14 protein-coding genes are annotated in these 21,401 nt (G+C 67.3%); 6 read left to right on the top strand and 8 right to left on the bottom strand.

Translation table 11 applies throughout. The annotated features are described in order from the left end of the window. The first annotated feature begins 140 nt into the window (after positions 1–140). The 3 genes from GXW83_RS09780 to GXW83_RS09790 all read left to right on the top strand — a co-directional run bounded on the left by GXW83_RS09780 (position 141) and on the right by GXW83_RS09790 (position 5,631). Complete coding sequence (locus GXW83_RS09780) at positions 141–4,121, top strand: hypothetical protein (protein ID WP_182442685.1); 3,981 nt, start codon at positions 141–143, stop codon at positions 4,119–4,121. Between the two features lie 663 nt (positions 4,122–4,784). Then, a complete protein-coding gene (locus tag GXW83_RS09785; RefSeq protein WP_255431289.1) occupies positions 4,785–5,309 on the top strand; it encodes a transposase in 525 nt (174 codons plus the stop codon). 166 nt (positions 5,310–5,475) lie between these two features. Continuing rightward, positions 5,476–5,631: a hypothetical protein gene (locus GXW83_RS09790; protein ID WP_182447744.1), complete on the top strand. Its 156-nt coding sequence runs from the start codon at positions 5,476–5,478 to the stop codon at positions 5,629–5,631. Between the two features lie 426 nt (positions 5,632–6,057). Here GXW83_RS09790 and GXW83_RS09795 read toward each other — a convergent pair whose 3' ends face one another. The 3 genes from GXW83_RS09795 to GXW83_RS09805 all read right to left on the bottom strand — a co-directional run bounded on the left by GXW83_RS09795 (position 6,058) and on the right by GXW83_RS09805 (position 11,374). Further along, positions 6,058–7,953 (bottom strand): hypothetical protein, encoded by a 1,896-nt coding sequence (locus GXW83_RS09795; RefSeq protein WP_182442686.1) that lies wholly within the window; start codon positions 7,951–7,953, stop codon positions 6,058–6,060. Positions 7,954–8,087: 134 nt separating this feature from the next. After that, positions 8,088–9,872, bottom strand: coding sequence for a hypothetical protein (locus GXW83_RS09800; protein WP_182442687.1), 1,785 nt, complete (start codon positions 9,870–9,872; stop codon positions 8,088–8,090). Between the two features lie 23 nt (positions 9,873–9,895). Continuing rightward, the gene (locus tag GXW83_RS09805; protein WP_182442688.1) at positions 9,896–11,374 is read right to left on the bottom strand and encodes a tyrosine-type recombinase/integrase; all 1,479 of its coding nucleotides are present in this window, start codon (positions 11,372–11,374) and stop codon (positions 9,896–9,898) included. Positions 11,375–11,430: 56 nt separating this feature from the next. Here GXW83_RS09805 and GXW83_RS09810 point away from each other — a divergent pair, with 56 nt between their 5' ends. From GXW83_RS09810 to GXW83_RS09820, 3 genes are all read left to right on the top strand, one after another. Beyond that, entirely contained in the window at positions 11,431–11,844 is a 414-nt protein-coding gene (locus GXW83_RS09810) for an exonuclease domain-containing protein (protein WP_182442689.1), read from the top strand. 405 nt (positions 11,845–12,249) lie between these two features. After that, complete coding sequence (locus GXW83_RS09815; RefSeq protein WP_182442690.1) at positions 12,250–14,433, top strand: MMPL family transporter; 2,184 nt, start codon at positions 12,250–12,252, stop codon at positions 14,431–14,433. A 225-nt stretch (positions 14,434–14,658) separates the two neighbouring features. Then, positions 14,659–16,161 (top strand): PASTA domain-containing protein, encoded by a 1,503-nt coding sequence (locus GXW83_RS09820; RefSeq protein WP_182442691.1) that lies wholly within the window; start codon positions 14,659–14,661, stop codon positions 16,159–16,161. On the opposite strand, the gene GXW83_RS09825 is transcribed toward GXW83_RS09820, so the two are convergent. The 5 genes from GXW83_RS09825 to GXW83_RS09845 form a co-directional block, all read right to left on the bottom strand. Beyond that, complete coding sequence (locus GXW83_RS09825; RefSeq protein WP_182442692.1) at positions 16,151–16,936, bottom strand: sirohydrochlorin chelatase; 786 nt, start codon at positions 16,934–16,936, stop codon at positions 16,151–16,153. The two genes, GXW83_RS09820 and GXW83_RS09825, sit on opposite strands and share 11 nt — an antisense overlap. Then, positions 16,933–17,823 (bottom strand): ABC transporter permease, encoded by an 891-nt coding sequence (locus GXW83_RS09830; protein ID WP_182442693.1) that lies wholly within the window; start codon positions 17,821–17,823, stop codon positions 16,933–16,935. The genes GXW83_RS09825 and GXW83_RS09830 overlap by 4 nt, the downstream gene beginning before the upstream one ends. After that, positions 17,810–18,607: an ABC transporter ATP-binding protein gene (locus GXW83_RS09835; RefSeq protein ID WP_182442694.1), complete on the bottom strand. Its 798-nt coding sequence runs from the start codon at positions 18,605–18,607 to the stop codon at positions 17,810–17,812. The genes GXW83_RS09830 and GXW83_RS09835 overlap by 14 nt, the downstream gene beginning before the upstream one ends. A gap of 100 nt (positions 18,608–18,707) precedes the next feature. Then, a complete protein-coding gene (locus GXW83_RS09840; protein WP_182442695.1) occupies positions 18,708–19,856 on the bottom strand; it encodes an aliphatic sulfonate ABC transporter substrate-binding protein in 1,149 nt (382 codons plus the stop codon). A 245-nt stretch (positions 19,857–20,101) separates the two neighbouring features. Continuing rightward, positions 20,102–21,400, bottom strand: coding sequence for a sulfate adenylyltransferase subunit 1 (locus GXW83_RS09845; RefSeq protein ID WP_182442696.1), 1,299 nt, complete (start codon positions 21,398–21,400; stop codon positions 20,102–20,104). Between the last annotated feature and the right edge of the window lies 1 nt (position 21,401).

The following is a 21,401-nucleotide window of genomic DNA, read 5'->3' on the forward strand; positions in this document are numbered from 1 at the left end:
TGCAGCTGTCCAGGCAAACGTCTTCCCTGTCAAGTCTGGCGGTGTTGTATCGGACACAGGACGCAAGCCGGGAGGCGATCACATACCGTCACGACCCGCCTCCTCCAGTCAAACCATGAAATCCGTGATAACGTGTTTTCATGGCTCTTGAGCGTAAGGCATCCTCGTCCCAGTTGGCCGCTGCGCTGGGCCTGCGTCCCGCGACGGTGCAGACATACGCCCGCAATGGACGGATCCCTTTCGACACGACTCCCGGTGGGCACCGCAGGTTCAACATCGATGAGGTCCGTGCCGCTCTCGGCCAGGTGTCGGCACCTCAGACACCGCCGCCTACGAGATTCCGGGGCACCCGTGGCTGGCTGGTAGACGCCCTAGAGCTTGAGGGATGGGCGGAGCGACTAGTAGCGCGCGACGAACTGCCCGGACTGATTCGGAATCTCGTCATTGGTTCAACAAACGAATTGCGGTCGGTCGATTTTCGTGCGGGCGAAGGTATCGGCATGACCGGCTGGGATGGCCAGGCGGATGCCGTCCACGGAAACGCCTGGGTCCCGGGTGGAAAATCAGTCTGGGAAATGGGAACGAACGAAGATGTAACCACGAAGGCAGACGCCGACTACGCTGCGCGCACGGATGATCCACAGGGTGTTTTGCCGTCAGAGGCAACATTCATATTTGTAAGCCCGAGGCGCTGGCCGCAGAGAGATGATTGGGCCGCCACCAAGCGAGGCGAGAAGATCTGGAAAGATGTCCGGGCTTACGATGCCGACACACTTGAAGCTTGGCTCGACAGCACTCCTGCGGTCCACGTGAGGGTAACAAAAATGTTGGGCCGCGACCCGGATGGTGCTAGCGACCTCTCGGCTGCGTGGAACCGCTGGTCTCTCGCAGCCCTGCCGCCTGTCCCTCCTGGCCTTGTGACGGCTGGTCGCGAGTCAGAGGCAGAGTCACTGATTGCTTGGTTGCAGGGTGAGCCCTCAGTGATGACTATTCAGGCCGAGTCTCCAGAAGAGTCGTTTGCATTCGTCGCCGCCACGATCTTGTCGCTTCCGCAGGATGCGCAGGAGGTAGTAACCCAACGCACTCTTGCAGTTCACTCACCTGAGGCGTGGGACGAGGTCATCGCAAGAGTCTCCTCAGATACCCGATTGCTGCTGATCCCGACGTTCAGCCAGCCATCGGCAATTGAAGCATCGGACATTGGTCACCAAGTAGCCATTCCGGTTGATCTGAACACGCCTACTTCCGGCGCACGCATTTCGCTTCCACGCATTAAACGCCAGCCGGCCGCTGAAGCTCTCATCAGCGAAGGTGTCCCTGAGCAGCAGGCTCACGAGCTCGCAGGTATCGCTCGTCGAAGTTTGCTCATGTTTCGTAGGCGGGTTTCAGCAAACGCTAGTAGTACTCCCCCTTGGGCCACTCCCGAAAATGCAGACGAGATCGTTCCCCTTGTTCTTGCGGGAGCATGGCAGGAGGGAGCCGACGGGGATGAGCAGTTTCTAAGCGAAGTCTGTTCAAAGCCCTATGCCGATGTGAGCGCCGCGTGTACGCGCTGGTCGGGACAAAGTGATATGCCGGTGCGCCGAGAGAGTACGCAATGGTTTTGCGTGTCGAAGCGTGACTCATGGGAACTTGTGGCGCGTTTTGCTACGGCGAGCAATCTGGCGAATTTTCGTACCGCTGCAGTGAAGATGTTGACAACCATCGATCCTTCTCTCTCGCTGGAGGTCGATAAGCGTTGGGCTGCAGGTCTATACGACCGTTCACTGCCATGGTCAAGTAATCTCATGACTAGTGTGGTGGAAAGCCTGGCGCTAATCGCTACTAGCACTGGGGATACTATATTTCCCAATGGGATGAATGGTCAAAGATTCGCTGACTCTGTCGTTCGAGAGGTACTGGGGCAAGCGACAGCGGATGAATCTAAGCGTCTATGGCCTTCCCTTGATTATGCGCTCCCGTTGCTGGCAGAAGCATCACCTGACGTGTTTCTTGAAATGGTGGATCGCGCTCTAGACCAGGGCAGTCTTCTATCTGTTTTTGACCCGGAGGCAGAAAAAACGATCTTTTCGCATCCCAGGCACACTGGCTTGCTTTGGAGCCTTGAGGCATTGGCGTGGGCACCAGAGCACCTGGGGTCTGCTGCCGTCATTCTCGCGCTCCTAGCGGAACGAGAGCCTGGTGGGCGGTGGAGCAACCGACCGGCCGGCAGTCTGAAGGAGATCTTTCAGCCATTTCATCCGCAGACGGCAGCTAGTTTCGACGAACGGTATTCGGTACTGGATGCTATTCGAGAAGTCGCCCCTCGTGCCGCTTGGGATATGATGGTTTCACTTCTTCCTACTCGGCATTTTATGGCGCAAATGACATATAGTCCAAGGTGGAGAGAATGGCAGCCGGAAGACGAGCCGATCGGTCTAACGGGACCCGAGATTATCCGCCATTGCCGCGAGCTTGCAAGGCGTCTCCTGGAGGATGTCCGCGCTTATCAAGCGGGATGGACAAGCCTAATTAAGGCATTGCCCGAGCTTCCTGACGAGCAGTTCGATGCAATACTTGCATGCGTCAGTTCTCTGGATATCTCCTCGCTCGAAAGCGGCAGCTTGGACGCAATGATCCGTGAGTTTCGGGAGCTGGTTCAGCAGCACCGGAAGTACGCAACTGCGGTTTGGGCGCTACCCGAAGAGAAGGTGCTACGAATCGAGAAAGAGTTCGATCGATTCACTAGTGAAGATCCCACAGAGGCGTTTGTCTCGATGTTTTCCTACCGTCCGTCTGTCCCCGGCCTCGATGTCTCCGATTCCAACTACCTCACTGCTGTTCGGGAGAAGCAAGAGGAAGCCGCGCGAAGCATAGTTTCCGATCTCGGATTTGATGGGATTTTGAATCTGGCATCCAAGTGCAAAGCGCCGCATCTCCTCGGAGCCGCAGTCGGGGCCGTCTCCGCTGATTTTGACGAGGAAATGCTGGGGAGGCTTGAGTCGGACAAGGAAGCGGAGCAACGGGTTGCCTTCAGTTACGTCAACTCTCGATTCTTCAAGGAGGGCTGGCCGTGGGTATCTGGATTGTCCGAGAACTTCACGGCATGGCCATCCAGGCGAGTAGTCCATTTTTTGCTTGCTCTGCCCCCTGAGTCCGCCACTTTCACTTTCGCTGGGCAGTGCGGCGGTGAAGTGAAGAAGGCGTACTGGAGTGGCTTCAACGAGTACCATGTCGAGTCTGATTCAGATCGCCGCGAGGCCGTGGAATCCCTCTTGGCGTTTGGACTCTTCGAAAAGGCTATTTCCCTATTCTGGATCATGAAGGAAAAGGGAGAAGATTTCGACACGGATGTCATGCTCGACACACTTCGCCGGACGTCTTTCAGCAGCACCGCTTCGGAATCAATTTCCAATTTGATTTACGAAGTGAAGGAACTCTTGGTCCATGCTCGCGGAGTTTCCGGAGTTAACCGACAGCTTCTGGCGCACGTCGAGTGGAAGTTTCTACCTGTCTTGAAAGATGGTCAGCACGAGACATCTTTGATCTTGCACGAGGAACTATCCGCGAATCCTTCGTTCTTCGTTGATCTGATCGCCTTGATCTATCCTCGCCAGGACAGCGAGAATTCTGAGATCAAAGTAACAGGCGAGATGAGGAACAAGGCCAATCAGGCGTATGCCCTGCTGAAGTCGTGGAAGGGTGCTCCTCGCCTTGACGGGGACGGTGAGGGGCCTGTATTGGCTGCTTGGGTTTCCGAGGTGAGAACCCTGCTTCTGGAGAAGAAGCTGCTCCGATACGGTGATACCTTCATTGGCGAGGTCCTGTTTCACGCTTCTCGCTCATTGACTGAATGGCCGCCGTTGCAGGTGCGCCAAATTATCGAAAATGTTCGGAGCCAGAACATCGAAAATGGCTTCGCAATCGCGGTGATGAACAGTCGGGGGGCGACCTGGCGGTCGCTTGACGCCGGAGGAGGTCAGGAAAGAGCCCTCGCGGACAAGTATCAACAGTTTGCGCAAGACATCGGAAACCGCTGGCCCCGGACTCAACGGTTGCTTCGGAAGATTTCAGAGCATTGGGATCAACGCGCTCGTCAAGAAGACCACATGGCCGAAATACGAGAGGATTTTTGGTCGTGACATGGGCGGTGCCCCGTATGTGACGGGAGCCGGAGCCGTCGGCGTCATACCGTTGATTCTGCGCTGACGACTCCTCCTCCGTCCTCCCGCCACCGTGGCGTGCTAGCGGTGCCCGACTTATGTCCCCTCAGTAGAGACATAAGTCTGCCCAAACGTCAGGATTCGTGACATGAGTGTCAGCCCAGCTGACTTACTCGTCTGCTGGGCTGACGTGCACTGGCTGCGTCAACGGGGTGGCGGAGGAAGAGCTACAACGCTCGCTCGTCCTCGATCCTGCTGGCTGCGGAACTGCGCGTTCTGGACTTCAAGAACGTTGACCACACGTGCGAACATATCGACCTCCCCATGGAGGCGCTTGATCCCCTGTGCCGCCGTCGCCAGCCGCTCCCTAACGACCTCGTGCATGGTTAGCCATGGCCTGCGGGCTGTCGGCTCGTTGGACGATCCGTGGTGGGGATCGCGACACGCTCAGTGATCGTCTCGGAGCGCTGGATCATCGGCTTGTCGCAAGCCGTGATCGCCGACCTGGTCGCCGAGTTGGGGCCAGCGTGGCAGGCATGACGCGAAGCAGAGCTGTGCGACCGGCCGCGGCGGCGGGCGGTCGGCGCCGGAGCAAAGTACAAGCTCATCTTCGTCGACCGGCTCCTGGCGACCCTCGTCCAGTTGCGTCACGGCGTCACTCATGACGTCTTGGCCTGCTGGTTCAGCGTGGACCGCTCCACCGTCACCCGAGCCGTCGGGGAGATCCGCCCGCTACTGGCCGAGCGCGGCTGCCACGTGGCGCCCGGCCTACGGTTTCGCACCCTCGCCGACGTGATCGCCCACCTGGGCACCACCGGGCAGACCGGGATCATCGACGCGACCGAGGTCCGAGTCCGCTGTCCGGCGGCCAACCGGCCCGACCGTAACCGGTTCGTCTCGGGCAAGAGCCGGATGAACGCCATGAAAGCACTGGTCGTCACCGATGGATGGGGACGTGTGCTGTTCTGCGGCGAGGCGCGGGCCGGATCCGTCGCCGACATCACCCAGGGCCGCGACGTCGGCCTAGTCGATCTGCTCGCCGACACGATCCACCTGGAGATCCTCGCGGACGCCGCTACCAGGGCCTGGGTGCCCAGACCTGCGGGCAGGTCGTCACCCTGCCCAGAAAGCGCTGCGGCAAGTACCTCAAGCAGGTCCAGTGGCTGATGACCCATCACGAACAAACCCGCTTCGCGCACTCCTCCCGGCGTATGCCGGTCGAGCACGGCATCGCCCACCTGAAGAACTGACGCACCCTCGCTCGCCATCACGGACGATGCGATCACCTTCCCGACACCATCCGGGCTGTCGCCGGACTTGCGAGGAGCCGTTCTTGCGGGCGGGCGTGGCACGCCACCCCAACGTCACGGCGGACCTGCTGGAGTTGCTGCTGTCCGAGCCGGAACCGAAGGTCGTTGATGCTGCGGCAGCCAACGCCGCGTTGTCGAGGGCCAGGATGGATCTCATCCTTGCTGAAGCGGGGCTCTGACCAGCCGGCGCCGGGACGCGGTACGGGCATGATTACCGCCGATCGACGCGAGGGAGTCGGGTGTGACGCCTAGCCTCCTGAGCGAGGCACTCGTTCTCCAGCGTGAGGAACTGCACGTGCTGGGCGAGAGTGTTGATCGATGACTGCAACGCGCGTACTTCCTGTGCGTGCTGCTGGCGAAGCGTTCGCTCGGTGGCCTTGAGAGCCTGGATTTCCTGTCGGAGGGTGGCCGTCGGAGTGGCGTCGTCCTCCCGGTCTGCAAGTAGCTTCCTGAATTCATCCAGTACGTGGGGATATCGGTAGGCGTTCGCACGACTGACTCCGGCCTCGGCGGCGAGTGCGGCGACGCTGAGCGAACCGTCAGTTCGCGTGGCTCTTCCGCCGAGGAGCCGTTCGCATGCAGCCCGGAGTGTGGCTTCAGTGGAGTCAGCGGCCACAGTCGATCCCCTCGATCACGTTGGTGACATCACTGAGGTGTACCCGTAGGGCGGTTCGTTGGAGCTCGGAGAGGCCAATGAACGCCAGCGCTTGCTCGGTTTGAGCCCTGGCCTCCACCCACCCGGGACGATGCCGTGCGGTGACGGTTGAGTTCGCGCAGCGGTCCGGGCGGCAGTTGTTGAGCAACGGGCCTCCCTCGCCGCCTGTCGTTCGGCACAGTGCTGTCTCGGGTTGGTAGTAGCAGTCGTTCAGGGTTCCGACATGAAGGGTCCGCGCAGAGGCTCTCAGCATGGCCTGGAGGCGACGCTCGTCAACCAGTCGCCCAGGGAAGTCTTGGAGCTCCTGCTGGACCTTGGCGAATTCGTTGTCAGTCCGAGTTCCGCCTGGTGCGGAGGAGCGGACACCAGCTTTGAAGTCCTCATAGCGCTCCACAATGTCTGCCAGGCGCGCGAGAGCTTCTTCGGCTGCGACCTCCGCACGGAAACCGGAGGGAGCGGTCCCGGCGTACCCTTCGAACATGGCGACGGAGAGATGCTTGTACTGAATCATCCCTGCGACGGTGCCGTATGGGCGATGGGCAATGTGCCAAGCCACCGTTCTGCGGAACTGGCGGGTCGTGAGGTTCCACGGCTTCCCGTCGACGTCAGGTACGGGAAAGCCGACGTTGATGCAGTGCGCCAGGAACTCGTTCAGGTTGTCGTTCATCCGGTTCGCTGAGACCGTCGAATACGGTCGCCCTGCTACCGGCCGGCAGAAGAGCACTTCCTGGTGGGGGAGTTGCTCTAGGACGCCGATCGCCTGCGCGACGGGCCCGATGACCACCCAGGTCTCCGGCACCCCTCGGCCGCCCTTGACCAGCTGCGAGCGCACCTTGTGCCGGACGATGACTCCGTCTGTGCTCATTTCTGTGTAGTGGCAGCCATTACGAAGTCCCTTGACTTCGGAGTCGCGCATGCCGGAGAGATAGGCGATGAGGATGTAGCAGGCCGCGCGTAGGAGACGTTCCTGTTGGCCAACGGCGGGAGGACTGAATCTCTCCCGCCATGGGCGCCCCGTTTGTGGGTGCGGGGCGATTGGTGTGTCCATCCCACCGAGCTCGGGCCCGAGTCGCTCCAGAGCAGTGTTGATGCGGTCGCTGTAGGAGTCGTCGGCAATCGCTCGCCCGGCCCCCGACTTCCGCATGATGTAGGAGTACGCGGGCGTGCCGACCAACTGGGGTTGGCGACCAGTGCCATCGAACACCGGAACCCCTCTCCCCTCAGCCGCAAGGCCATCGAGATAGCTTTCCAACAGGGCGAGCGACAACCCTCGGATCCCGTCTAGGGACTCTTCCAAAACCTGCAGCTCTGCACGGGCATTGACAATGTCGGGGGCTGCGGTTTGAACGTAGAACAAGGCTGCCTGGACCAGCGGGGCGATGACCTGAGGTGGGATTCGGGGAGTCCGATTCTCATGTCTGCTTATGGCTGGGCTGCCAATGACGCGGGAGAGGGCACGACCGTTCCATGGGGTGATCTCCAACCGGTCAGTCGGCATCGCCTCTGCCGCCAGGTGGAGACGCCGGATGACCTGCAGCCGATGGCGCAGGCTGTACGGCAGCATGTCTTCATCGCGGCAATGATGGAGGTAGGAGTCGAGAACGGGCTGAGGAAGTTCGTCCAGGCGAAGACCGTCGTGCTCGGCGTCGAGGAAACGGAAGAAGCACCGCAGACTCCACCACTCCGCCGCTACCGTCGAGATAGAAGGGAGTGGCCCACGAACGGGACGCGTGTTGAGTCGCCAGAAGAGGAACTCGCGCGCAGCTTCGCAGCGGACTGGATCGGTGAGCGACGCGAAGTCGATGAGGAACTCGCTGGCATAGCGGTTCCCTGCGTGTCCCGCCACGGCGAGGTTCCACTTCTGATCCCCGAACCGTGGAACGAGAGAGGGGTCGGCGGCGAGAGGGCGCCCGGATAGAACGGGCGTTGGGTCGGCAGGGCGTTCGACACGGGTTTCAACTCGAAGTGATCGTACGGGCATCAGTGGCCTCCCAGCAGATTGCTAGGCAGGAAGAGCAGGGGCTCAGAAGACTCGGCGATCGCCTTGGCGTTCAGGACGTCAACCTCGCTGAACTTCGGCAGAATCAGCTGCAGTATCTGCTGATGAGCCTTGCCGAATCGCGCCGCCCAGTCGGCTGCGGGCATTCTGGCTCGTTCAGCCTCGATGTGGTTGAGGAATGCCAGGATTGCGGGCAATTTCCTCCGCGTGATCACAGCATTGCCGCACCCCAGGCAGGCAAAGAAGGAGACTGGGCAAGGTTTGCCTTTGGCGCCGAAAGGCGAGTCGAAGAAGCTACGGCAAGACGACAACCACAGGTCAGATTCGCCGGACAGGAACTGTGCTAGATCTTCTGCGGGAATGCCGAGCAACTCGTCCGCATCGTTGGGGTGCTGGGCGAGCTGGGCTTCCTCTTGAGGCGTCAGGACCGTGGGCGCCTGGGCGTCGGTGAGCGCATCTTGCAGTGCATCGGCCACGGCCTGCTCATGGAGATCACGCAACGAGGGGATGTCCGCGTAGTGAGCCGCGGCGACGTCTGGTGAATGTCCCTGGACGAATGCTGACATCCTTCCGCCTGTTGCTTTGTAGACGGCCGCCTTGTAGGTCTTGCGGAGCCGGGACAGGTTCAGGACGAGAGGTTCTCCATGGTCACTGAGCTGGTGAGCTGCCACGAACCTAGTGGCCATGCTCGTCGCCACCGGGGGGCTGAGGCGGGTGCACAGGACGCCTGCCGCCTGTCGGTATTGCCACAGTGCCGGCGAACCGGTGACTTCGCGGACCTGGGCAGTGAGGCGGAGAGCCAGTCGGAGGAGTCCGCCGGGCGAACGGGGTGAGCCGTCCCGCACTCGGATTCTGTTCCATTCCTGGCCGTGCCGTCGCCGTTTGAGATACTCGACGTGCACATAGCCCCGATTGGGGTTCTTCAGGCAGTCGTGGTTTAGCTCTCTGACGGCTTCCAACTCCATTCCGCTCTCAAGGCAGAAGAGCAGGAGCAGAGCGAAGATGTCACGGCTTGTCGGATACAGCATTGGTGCAAGACGCCCAGGGGAGTGAGCACTCGCCACCTTGTCGCCGATCGTCGGGACGAGTGACTGCCGGGTGACAGTCCCCCTACTGCGGTTGATCTCCCACAGCACGTTTGCGTCGGAGTCCCATCCCGCCGTCCGCGGGTCACTCCCCTCCGCGAGTAGAGCCGGCCCGTCCAGGGTCAGCCGTCGAACGGCTTGGTCGACCTCGGCCCGAGCAGCACTGCGCAACTGTTCCACCACGTGCGGCGGATAGGCATCGCGAGGGGCATAAGATCCGATCGGGCCGACCGATGTGTGCGAGAGCCGCCTGAGCATGTCCGCCGGCAGCCCGGAGTCCTTGTCAGCCAGCCGACGCAGGACCCACACGATGTCGGCGATCCGGGAGTAGGGGGTTCGGGAGTGCTCGGGGTGCCTTTCTCTCAGGTAGCTCTCGAAATCGTCAAGGTGGCGAGGGCGGAGATCGCACACGCGCAATTCCACGTCTTCCGTGGTGTCCAGCCAGCGTGCCCATTCCCGGCAGGAGCGGGCACGATTGCTGAGTGTGTGCGGTGAACCTGTGCCCTGTCCCACAGCGGTTGACGCCGCCAACTCGGCCCCGAGGGACCGCAGCAGCCGCTGCTGGGGCTGTCGCGTCCAGTCCACAATGGCTGTGCGGTTGTCGGGGAACGCAACTTCGATCCTGAGCGGCCCCAGCGTGGTCGGTGCCAGCTCGCTGTTCTGGGGGTCGGTTGCGCTCAACCGGGCCCGGCGTCGTCCCCGGCTTACCACGTGCTCTCCTGAGCTGCTGCGCTCGGACAGGAAGGCGTCTGCTGCGAAATCCTGACGGCCGTGTCCACTACCTCGGACGTCCAGGCGTCTACTGCGTCGTCGATCAACCCTTGGGCCTGGTCGGTGCAGTCGAGGTAGATGTAGGTCGTGGTGATCGAGGCGTGGCCCAGAAGGCGCCGAAGGTGATCGAGTGGATCTCCAATGATCCGGCGATACACACCGTCGGTCAGCTCTCGGCGGTTCACTGAGCCAATCTGTTCTTGGATGAGCGCTGACAGAAGATGAACGGCAAAGGTGTGCCTCAGCACGTGGGGAGTGGCAGCGACATCGATTCCGTGTTCACGGCATCGCTCCGAGGCCCGCACGAAAACCGATTCCCAGGCTGACAGCGATACGGGTCGAGCCTCCTGGCCCACCCATACGCATGCAGGCCCGAGCGGAAGGCCCTGCTCGTCAACGAGGTACAGCCGAGCCCGCACTTCTGGCGGTACTCGTGACCAGGGGACTCTTCGCGGATGGCCCTCCTTCGTGGGCAGCCGCACACCTCGCCTGTCAGCCTGGCTCCCAAGAACGGCACCTGCTGGCAATGAACACCCGTGAGCGTGCCATCGGGCAAGCGTCAGAGACCGTTCGATCTCAATGTAGTCCGTCAATGCGCGGAGGACCCGCTTCGGAAGCAGGATCTTGCGTCCCTTGTCTCGCTTGGTAGTTGGCGGCGCAAGGTCGAACGCGACACTCTTCGCGCTGCCTTGGCCGTCGAGAGCGGGGAGCTCAGGCCAGCAGAGCGACGCGGCCTCCTCGATGCGCAGCCCGGTGGTGACCAACAGTTCGGTCATGACGACGTTGCGCTCCGCGTTGCGGCCGCGGAAGGTCCTGTCGTCGCCCCCAGCCGGGAGTAGGCCGCGTAGACCGACATCTCGAAACGCCGTATAGCGCGGGACGGAGAGAAACCGCACATCCCCGCGCTTGGCGGCCTTTTCCATGGCGCGGTTGTTACGGACGCGCACCTGATTTCCGCCGCCGATGTGGCGGGAGCTCTCGGAGTACCTGAACGGGGTTTGGTCGATCAGCCCCTCGTCGAGGGCCCACGAGTAGAACTTGTCGAGTGCCGCGACGGAGCGGTTCCACGTCGAGGCCGAGACGACCTGAGTTGGATCGGGCGAGACGCGCCTGGCTCGATGGAATGCAGTCACGTCGTCCCGGTCGGCATGCCAAACGGTCTTGCATCGATGTTCCTCAAGGAAGCGTGCCCAGGTCAGCAGATCGAGAGCGTAGGCGCGCCAGGAGTTCGCCGACCGCACGCCAAGGGTCGGCAGGGACCATAGGAAGCGGTTGAGCTGGATGTCGTACCGACCGTCGCTTTCGAGGATGAAAGGCGCGCTGGCGTGCAACCCGTGCCGTTCAAGTGCCCTATGGGCATCGCTCACCCCGGCTGTCTCCAGAGCTTCCGGATCGGTGAAGAAGAGCTCCATCTGAGCACACCCCCTGCCCCAGCAACGACTGGAGAGGTCGTGAGACACGGTCGTGCGTGGATAAGCCCTTCGACCTCAGCCTGCTCGACGCCGAGCTCGCCCGGCACGGCCTGGCCTCGCTGTCCGAGCGGCTGGGCGGCGCCGAGCCCGGCCCGGTGCTGGACCCGCTCACCATCGACCGCGCCGTCGACAAGTACCGCAAGGGCTCGCGCACGCTGCAGAGCGCCTGCGCCCACTACGGGGTCGAGCTGAACGGCGCGCACCGGGCCGGGAACGACGCCCTGGCCGCGCTGCGGGTGGCGCTGGCGCTGGGCAGGGCCTACCCGGCGGAGATAGGCGGGCTGGACCCGGCAGAGCTGCACGAGCGTCAGATCGGCTGGTACCGCGCGTGGGCGGAGGGGCTGCAGAGCTGGCTGCGGCGGAGCAAGGACCCGGCCGCGGTCGTGGACGGCAGCTGGCCCGCGCGCTGAGCGGGTTCGGGCCGGACCGTTGGCGGCGCAGGTGTGGCGAAGCCCACACTCCGGGGCGGGGGCGGGGCGCAGCCGTGCGGGGCGGCGCGGCCGGGCTGCCCGCCCCGGGCCGGGTACCCGGGGTTTCCCCTGGTGCTGCCTCCACGTATCTCCGCCCTGAGGGGGAGGAGGCTCCACCCGGGGGACGAGGTGCGGCGGCCTCCCGCCGGGCGAAGATGGGTTGCGTCGGATCCGAGTCAGCTGTGGGGACCGCCCGGTCGAGGGAACTGACTTGCCGGACGGCTAGTGACCTTCCTAGGATGCTGACACTGAACTTACTTGTCGACCGGCTAGGTTGCTGGTCAGATCGCGCTGCCCGTGCACTGACGCCAGGGTGGGGTGATCTCTGCCCTGGAGGCTGCCCTCATGTTCCATCGGATAGGACGCACCGTCGTCCGCCACCCGGTCTGGACGATCGTGACCTGGCTGGTCGCGGCCGTCGTGATCGCCCTGACCGCCCCGGCGCTCGCGTCCAACAGCAACGAGAGCAGCTTCCTCCCCTCCAGCTACGAGTCCATCCAGGCGATGGACCTGCAGCAGAACGCCTTCCCGGCGGCCTTCACCCCCGCCGCCGAGGTGCTCATCCAGCGCGTCGACGGCGGCCCGCTCACCACGGCCGACAAGGCGCTGGCGCTCAAGATCACCAACGAGCTGGGCCAGAAGAAGATCGACCAGGTGCAGGCCGTCATCCCGGGGATGTTCTCCAAGGACGGCAAGTACGACCTGGCCCTGGTCAAGATGAACAGCGCCACCGCCGGGCAGCCCGCCCAGTCGACCGCGGCGCAGACCCTGCGCACCGACGTCAAGCAGCTGACCGCCGGGACCACGCTGGAGGCCAAGGTCGGCGGCAGCGCCGCGCAGGCGCTGGACCAGCAGGACGCCTCCAAGCGCGGCGGTGAGCTCATCGGCCTGGGCACCTTCGTGATCATCGTCCTGGCCATGCTGATCATCTTCCGGGCGCCGCTGATGGCCCTGCTGCCGCTGCTGCTCATCGGCGTGGTCGCGGTCGCCGCCAACGGCCTGATCGCGGACGTCACCAAGCTGCTCGGACTGGAATCCAACAGCTCCGTCTCCAGCATCCTGATCGTGGTGCTGTTCGGCGTCGGCACCGACTACATCCTCTTCCTGATGTTCCGCTACCGGGAACGGCTGCGGGCCGGTGAGGACCACAAGGAAGCCATGATCACCGCCGTCGGCAAGGTCGGCGAGGCCATCGCCTCCGCCGCCGGCGCGGTCATCATCGCCTTCCTCGCGCTCACGCTCTCCTCGGTCTCCTTCCTCAAGCAGATGGGCCCGGCGCTGGCCATCTCCGTCGGCGTCACGCTGATCGCGGGCCTCACCCTGATCCCGGCGGTGTTCTCGCTGATCCCGCCGCGGGGCCTGTTCTTCCCGTCCAAGAAGTGGTCGGTCGAGCCGCAGGGCTCGAAGTTCGCCTCCCTCGGCCGCACCGTGCAGCGCCGCCCGGCAGCCGTTGCCGCCGTCGCCGGGCTGCTGATGGTGGCCCTGGCCGTGGTCGCCACCGGCTACAAGGCCAGCTTCGACTTCGCCTCGGCCTCCATGCCGAAGACCAAGGAGTCGATGGTCGTCCAGACCACCATGACCACGGCCTTCAGCGCCGGTGCGGCCACGCCCACCGAGGTCTTCCTGTCCAGCGACCACGGCGCGCCGCTGGACAGGTCCGCGGTCACCGGCCTGGAGCAGAAGCTGAAGGGCGTCCCCGGGGTGGCCTCGGTCTCCCCGGCCAAGTACAACGCCAACGGCGACACCGCCGACGTCTCGGTGATACTCAGCGCCGACCCGCAGAGCTCGCAGGCCATGGACACCGTCGTGCAGGTCCGCGACGTCGCCCACGCCGCCGCGCCCGCCGGGGACAAGGCCCTGGTCGGCGGTGAGACCGCGATCTACAAGGACATCAACCTGGCGATCAACCACGACTACTCGGTGGTCTTCCCGGTCGCCGGACTGCTGATCATGCTGATCCTGGGGCTGATGCTGCGCAGCGTCGTCGCCCCCTGGTACCTGATGGCCTCGGTCGGGCTCGGCTTCGCCGCCACCGTCGGCGCCACCGTGCTGATCTTCCAGCACATCCAGAACCAGTCCGGGCTGATGTTCATGCTGCCGGTCTTCATCTACCTCTTCGTGGTGGCGATCGGCACCGACTACAACATCCTGATGATCTCCCGGCTGCGGGAGGAGGCCAGGGCCGGGCGCAGCCCGCGCGAGGCGGCCGGGCAGGCCATCCGGCACGCCGGACCGACCGTCGCGGCGGCCGGGGCGATCCTCGCCGGGACCTTCGCCAGCATGATGCTGGCCGGGAACAGCCTCTTCAGCGAGATGGGCTTCTCGATCAGCTTCGGCATCGTCATGGCCGCCTTCGTGATGGCCATGTTCTTCACCCCGGCGCTGACCGCGCTCATCGGCCGGGCCGCCTGGTGGCCGGGCCACGGCGCGGACGACACCACGCACGCCGAGAGCGTCGTGGTGGCCGGTCGGGTGCCCGCCGCCCAGGGCGACGACGACGTCGCCGAGCTGGACCGCAGCCGCCACTGAGCCACCCGCGCTCAGCGCCTCAGCACCCCCGGGCGGGGCCGGACATGCCGAAGCAGGCGTGTCCGGCCCCGCCCTCGTGCGCGCCCCCGCTGCATTCGCCTCGCGCGCCCCCCGCGCGCGCTCCCCGTCCGTGCTGTTGATCTGAGAGTGTGGGGAGCACGCCGGGGCAGCATCCCCGGACAGCACGGGTACGGGGCCGGGCGTGGGGCGCGGGGGGAAGCCGCCATGATCGAATGCCAGCTGTGCGGGGCGCTCAACGACGACTCGGCGCGGTTCTGCGCCGCCTGGAGCTGCGGCACCGCCCTGGGCGGAGCGCCGCCGGGGCCCGGTGCGCGGGCCCGGCCTTCGGCGGCGGGCGTCCGGGGCCGACCGTTGGGGCGGCGGGCCGTGGTCGCACCGACGCGGCACCGGGCCGGGGGGCTCGCCTGGCTGCCGGTGCCGCTGGCCACCGCGCTCGGTGCCATGGCGGTGGCGGCCCTGGCCTTCGGCGGCCTGACGCTGGCCTCCGGCAGCACTCTGCGGCCCGACTCCGGCGGTTCCGTCGGCGGCTCCGGGCGCCCGCCCGGCGCGACCGGCGGCGCGGGGAGCGGGACGGCGCGGGCCGTGAGCGGCCCGGCGGCCGCTCCGGCGTCGGCTTCGGCCGTGGTCACCGCGGCGGCCGAGGTGGGGGCGGTGCTTCCGCTCGGCGAGCCGGTGACGTCCACGCCCCGGGGCCTGCCGCCCGGCACCGCCTGCCGGGGCGCGGCGGTCGTCCCGGGCGTCTCCCGGCAGCGCTACCCGGTCTCCTCGCAGACGCTGCTGGCGGCCGGGTTCCCCGGGCTGGACATCGCCGAGCACTCGGTCGGCGTCCCGCTCGGCGGGACGATCTCGGTGCGGCCCGCGCCCGGCACCGCACAGCCCTGCGGCACCCAGGTCACCCTGGTCTACTCCAGCGGCCCGGTCCCCGCGCGCGCGGCGGGCAGCCTGCCGCCGGACCCGCCGCTGTGCACCCTGCCCCCGGCCGAGGGCAGCGCCACGGCCGTCCAGGCGGTGCTGCGGGCGCTGGTCGCCGACGACCGCGGCACCGGCTGCGGGCTGCTGGTGACGACCGTCGACGGCTATGCGGCGAACGTCCCGGCCGGGGACGTGATCAGCGAGACCCCGCTGCCGGGCACCCGGCTGGGCATCCGCTCAGCGGTCGTCCTCACCGTCTCGCTGGGCGCGCCGCCCTGCGTACTGCCCTCGGTGACCGGCGACAGCCCGGCCACCGCCGCCGCGCTGCTGGGCGCGGTCCGGGCCGCCGACGGCAGCCCCTGCCGACTGGTGGTGGTGCAGACCGCCGGGGACGCTCCCGGCAGCGCCGCCGGGACGGTCACCGCGCAGAGCCCCCGGGCCGGGGCGGCGGTACCGCCGGGCGCGGTGGTGACCCTGACCGTCGCCGCCGGACCGCCGCCGAGCGCCCCGCCCGGCTCCTCGCCACCGGCGTCCGGGCCGGTGACCCCGCCGGACGCGAGCCCGCCCGCCTCCGCGCCGCCCGCTTCCGCACCGCCGGGGAGCGCCCCGCCGGGAGGCGTTCCGCCGGGGAGCGCGCCGCCGGGCGCCACGGCGTCCGCGTCCGGTCCCGCCGACCCGGCCTCGGCCACGCCGGGGGCGCCGTCCGGCGGCGACGATCCCGCGACCGCTCCGGCGGTCTCCTCCGGGGTGTCCGCCTCCGGCTGTCCGAGCCCGCGCCTGCGGGTCAGGCGCTGAGCCGCAGGCCGACCGGGGCGGCGTCGGCCCGGGCCTGGTCGTAGCGGTGCAGCAGCAGCCGGGCCAGTTCCGGGGCCGCGCCCAGCGGGGCGGCCAGGGCGTCCGCGCCGGCCGCCCGGGCCTGGTCGGCGATGCGGTCCGGCAGCAGGCCCGGGGCCAGCAGGTAGGGGGCGACGGCGATCCGGCGCGCGCCGCGGGCGCGCAGGGCGGCGACGGCGTCGGCCACGCGCGGCGGCGCGGCCGAGGCGTGCGCGACCTCGACCGCGGCCCAGCCGTGGTGGCGCTCCAGGTCGGCGGCGACCCGCCGGGTGACGGCGTTGGCCGCCGGGTCGGAGGAGCCGGCGGCGGCCAGCACCAGGCCGGTGCCCCGCCCGGGCCGTACCCCGGCCTCGGCCAGCCGCCGGTCCAGGGCGTCCAGCAGCAGCGGGGACGGCCCGAGGACCGGGCCCTGGCGGACGGTGGTCCGCGGGTTGCGGGCGGCGGCCGCCGCCAGCGCGCCGGGGATGTCGTGCTTGGCGTGGAAGGCCCGGTTGAGCAGCAGCGGCAGGGCGGTGATTCTGCCGTCCAGGCGGTCCAGCACCTGGTCGATCCCGGGCGCGCAGTGGTCCAGGAAGCCCACGGTGACCCGCAGCCCCGGACGCAGCGCCCGCACCCGGGCGGTGAGCGCGGTGACGGTCTCGGCGTGGCGCGGATCGCGGCTGCCGTGGGCGACCAGCAGCAGCGTGCCCGCCCGGCCCGGCCGGGCCGGGCGGCGCTCTCCGGGGCGGGGGGTCATCGGCGGGCCACCAGCAGGCCGCGCGAGCGCAGCACCCGGCGCTCGACCGGCGCGAAGATCAGCAGGTCGATGCCGACGCCGACGAGCAGGATCAGGATGATCGTGGCCAGCACGGTCGGCATGTCCTGCATCTCGCGGGCGTTCTCCAGCGCCTGGCCCAGGCCGATGCCCAGCGCCGGGGAGCTGGCGATCAGCTCGGCGGCCATCAGCGAGCGCCAGGCGAACGCCCAGCCCTGCTTCAGCCCGGCGAGGTAGCCCGGCAGGGCGGCCGGGAGCAGCACGAACCAGATGCCGCGCAGCCCGGTCGCGCCCAGCGTCCGCCCGGCCCGCAGGTACAGCGGCTGGACCTGGTCGACGCCGGAGACCAGCCCGTTGGCGATCGAGGGGACCGCGCCGAGCAGCACCACCGCGTAGATGGTGGCGTTGCTGAGGCCGAACCAGATCACCGCCGCGGGCACCCAGGCGACCGAGGGGATGGACTGCAGCCCGGACAGGATCGGGCCGATGGCGGCCCGGACCGGCTTGATCCGGGCGACCAGCAGGCCCACCGGGGTGCCGATGACGACGGACGCCAGGAAGCCCAGGATGCCGCGCGACAACGAGGTCCAGATGGTGCCGATGATCGTGCCCTGCAACCACTGGTCGTACAGGCTGTCCCACACCACCAGCGGGCTCGGCAGCAGGTAGGGCGGCTTGAGGTGGGCCAGGCAGGCGGCCTCCCAGAGCAGCAGCACGATGCCGATGGCGAGCACCGGCGGCAGGGCCTTGGTCAGCAGCAGCCGGCCGAGGGGGGTGCGCTCGACGTCGGGGGTCTCCAGGGCGTCGAGGCCCGCACCGAGTGCGGCGACGTCGGCGGCGGTCTCGGCGGGCGTCTCAGTGCTGGACATGGCGGCGGATCTCCCCACGCAGCTGCTCGGTGATCTCGACGGAGAGGTCCGCGACACCCGCGGACTCGATGCGGCGCGGCTGCGGCAGGTCGATCCGCCACTCGCGGGCGACCCGCCCCGGGCGGGACGACAGCAGCACCACGCGCTGGGCGAGCCGTACGGCCTCACGGACATTGTGCGTCACGAACAGCACGGACACCCCGGTCTGCGACCAGATCCGGGTCAGCTCCTCGTGCAGGACGTCACGGGTGATCGCGTCCAGCGCGGCGAAGGGCTCGTCCATCAGCAGCACCGAGGCGTCCTGCGCGAGCGCGCGGGCCAGCGCCACGCGCTGGCGCATGCCGCCGGACAGCTCGTGCACCCGCTTGTCGTGCGCCCCGCCGAGGCGGACCAGCGCCAGCAGCCGCTCGGCCTCGGCCCGGCGCTCGGCGCGCGGCAGGCCGCGCAGCCGCAGCGCCAGCTCGATGTTGCGTCCGGCGGTGAGCCAGGGAAAGAGCGCGTGCTCCTGGAACATCAGCGCGGCCCGGCCGCCGGGCACGGCGATGCTGCCGCTGCTGGGCCGGTCCAGGCCGGCGACGAGGTTCAGCAGCGTGGACTTGCCGCAGCCGGAGGCGCCCAGCAGGCAGACGAACTCGCCGGGGGCGACGGTCAGGCTGATGTCGTCCAGGACCGGGTTGGCCTGCCCGGCCCGGCCGAAGGACTTGGAGACGTGTTCGAGCGTGACGGCGGGCTGTCCGCTGCCGAGGGTGTCCTCGGCCGGATGCTGGGTGGCTGCCGGAGCCATCCGGACACCTCCTTGGCGTTGGTGCCGGGGCCCGCCCCGGTCCGTGCGACGGGCATCGACGTGGACCGGGGCGGGCACCGGGGTGCGGGGGACGGGAAGGCTACTGCTGGCCGAGCCCGGCGGCGGAGACGGTCGGCTTGCCGTCGGCGCTGAGGATCTGGTTGAGCGGGGCCAGGTCGTAGATCCCGCTGAGGTCGGGCTGCTTGAGCAGTCCGGCCGTCACCGCGTGCTGGGCTTCGGCCTGGAGGGTCGAGGCCAGCGGGTCGTTGGTGACCGAGAGGTAGGACCAGGCGGAGTTGAGCACCTTGGTCGACAGGGCCTTGCCGCTGAGCTGCTTGAGCGCGGCGTTGGCGTCGGTCTTGGCCTGGGCCGGGTTGGCGACGATCCAGGCGTTGGTGTCGACCGACGCCTTGAGGACGGCGTCGACCACGTCCGGGTGGGCCTTGAGGAAGGACTGCGAGACGATCACGTTGGTGGTGGCGAACTGCTGCTGCGGCCACAGCGTGCGCTCGTCGATGAGCACCTTGGCGCCCTCGGCGACCAGCTTGGAGGCGGTGGGCTCGGGCACCCAGGCACCGTCGATCTGGCCGGAGGCGTAGGCGGTCGGGGTGGTCGAGTTGTCGATCCGCAGGACCGAGACGTCGCCCGCGCCGCTCTCGGCGTTCTCCTTGTAGCCGTGCGTCTTCAGGTAGTAGAGCAGGGCCACGTCCTGGGTGTTGCCCAGCTGCGGGGTGGCGATCTTCTTGCCCTTGAGGTCCGCCACACCGGCGATCTTCTTGGGGTTGACCACCAGCTCGGCGCCGCCGGTGGTGGCCCCGGCGATGATCTTCAGCGAGGCGCCGTGGGAGGAGGTGTAGCCGCTGAGCGCGGCCGAGGGGCCGATCCAGGCGATGTCGATGGCGCCCGCGTTCAGCGCCTCGATCTCGGCCGGTCCGGCGTTGAAGATCTGGGTCTTGATCGCGGTCGAGCCCAGGTCCTTCTGGAACTGCCCGTTCTCTATGCCGATCAGCGGCGTCGCGTGGGTCAGGTTCGCGTAGTAGCCGATGTGCACGGTGCTCGCCGACAGCGCCGGCGCTGCCGAACCGCTGCCGGTCGCTGCGGGGGCGGCGGCGGAGCTGCTGCTAGTGGCCTTGGAGCCGTATCCGCCGCAGGCGCTGAGCAGGCCGAGGGCGGCCAGCGCGGCAGCGGCGGTGATGACGGTCCGTCTGGCGCGGACGCGCGCCGGGGAGTTGGCGATGGAGGCAGTCATGGCAGGGAAGTCCTCACGTATGGGCGTAAGTTGAAGCGATCGCAGCGTCAAACCGAGCCAGTTTATTGCTCGGTGACGGTTTGTCAGCAGTTTGTCAGCATTCTGCGAGTCGACACTGGGCGATCCCGCCCTGTCCCGACCCGAGCGCGCCGCTGCCGACGCGGCCGCCTTCCTTGGCCATGCGGGAGAAAGCCTCGCCGCTCATCGTGGTGGATCCCTTCGTCATGGCTCCGATAGCTCCGGGCTCAGAAGGACTCGCCGGCCATGCCGGCGGTCAGGGTGGTGCCGTCGGTCGGATCGATCAGCAGGAACGATCCGGTGCGGCGGTTGGCGGCGTACGGATCGAGCGCCAGCGGTTCGGCGGTGCGCAGCACGACCCGGCCGATGTCGTTGACCTTCAGGCCGTCCGGGCTGTCGACGTGCGCCAGGGTGTCGATGTCGATCAGGTACGGGATCTCCTTGACGATCGCCCGCACCGTGCGCGTGGTGTGCTTGAGCAGCACCCGGTCGCCTACCCGCAGCGGCCGCTCGTTCAGGTGCGAGACGGTCGCCGTGACGTCCTGGGTGGGCGCCGTCGGTTCGCCCGCCGCGATCAGGTCGCCGCGCGAGACGTCGATGTCGTCGGCCAGCCGGACCGTCACCGACTGCGGGGCCCAGGCGACGCCGGTCTCCCGGCCGAGGACGTCGATCCCGGCCACGGTGGTGGTCAGCCCGGACGGCAGCACCGTCACCCGGTCGCCGGTGCGCAGCACGCCGGAGGCCAACTGCCCGGCGTAGCCCCGGTAGTCGCGGTGCTCGCCGCTCTGCGGGCGGATGACGTACTGGACCGGGAACCGGGCCTGCTCGGTGCCGGGGTCGGTGCCCACCGGGACCGACTCCAGGTGCTCCAGCAGGGTGGGGCCGCCGTACCAGTCCATGTGCGCGGAGGGCTCGACCACGTTGTCCCCGGCCAGCGCCGAGATCGGGACGGCGGTGACGTCGGGCACGCCCAGCGAGGCGGCGTAACGGCCGAACTCCTCGGCGATGGCGGCGAAGACCGGCTCCGCGTAGTCGACCAGGTCCATCTTGTTGACGGCCAGGACCAGGTGCGGGACGCGCAGCAGGGCCGCCACGGCGGCGTGCCTGCGGGTCTGCTCGACCACGCCGTTGCGGGCGTCGACCAGGACCACGGCCAGTTCGGCGGTGGAGGCGCCGGTGACCATGTTGCGGGTGTACTGCACGTGCCCGGGGGTGTCGGCGAGGATGAACCGGCGCCGGGCGGTGGCGAAGTAGCGGTAGGCGACGTCGATGGTGATGCCCTGCTCACGCTCGGCCCGCAGGCCGTCGGTGAGCAGCGCCAGATCCGGCGCCTCCTGCCCGCGCCGGTTCGAGGCGTGCGTGACCGCCTCCAACTGGTCGGTGAGGATGGACTTGGAGTCGTGCAGCAGCCGGCCGACCAGGGTCGACTTGCCGTCATCGACCGATCCGGCGGTGGCGAAGCGCAGCAGCGCGGTCGCCGAGCCGGTCTCGAACGCGCTGGGGGCGCGGTGCAGTTCGGTGCTCATG

Origin of the sequence: Streptacidiphilus sp. PB12-B1b, assembly GCF_014084125.1 — a bacterium.
Classification (GTDB): Bacteria; Actinomycetota; Actinomycetes; order Streptomycetales; family Streptomycetaceae; genus Streptacidiphilus.

What these genes read in the sequence shown, in the direction of transcription:
- GXW83_RS09780 (WP_182442685.1), top strand. Translation starts at nt 141, where the DNA reads ATGGCTCTTGAGCGTAAGGCATCCTCGTCCCAGTTGGCCGCTGCGCTG.
- GXW83_RS09805 (WP_182442688.1), bottom strand. Translation starts at nt 11,374, where the DNA reads ATGGAGCTCTTCTTCACCGATCCGGAAGCTCTGGAGACAGCCGGGGTG.
- GXW83_RS09815 (WP_182442690.1), top strand. Translation starts at nt 12,250, where the DNA reads ATGTTCCATCGGATAGGACGCACCGTCGTCCGCCACCCGGTCTGGACG.
- GXW83_RS09820 (WP_182442691.1), top strand. Translation starts at nt 14,659, where the DNA reads ATGATCGAATGCCAGCTGTGCGGGGCGCTCAACGACGACTCGGCGCGG.
- GXW83_RS09825 (WP_182442692.1), bottom strand. Translation starts at nt 16,936, where the DNA reads ATGACCCCCCGCCCCGGAGAGCGCCGCCCGGCCCGGCCGGGCCGGGCG.
- GXW83_RS09830 (WP_182442693.1), bottom strand. Translation starts at nt 17,823, where the DNA reads ATGTCCAGCACTGAGACGCCCGCCGAGACCGCCGCCGACGTCGCCGCA.
- GXW83_RS09835 (WP_182442694.1), bottom strand. Translation starts at nt 18,607, where the DNA reads ATGGCTCCGGCAGCCACCCAGCATCCGGCCGAGGACACCCTCGGCAGC.
- GXW83_RS09840 (WP_182442695.1), bottom strand. Translation starts at nt 19,856, where the DNA reads ATGACTGCCTCCATCGCCAACTCCCCGGCGCGCGTCCGCGCCAGACGG.
- GXW83_RS09845 (WP_182442696.1), bottom strand. Translation starts at nt 21,400, where the DNA reads ATGAGCACCGAACTGCACCGCGCCCCCAGCGCGTTCGAGACCGGCTCG.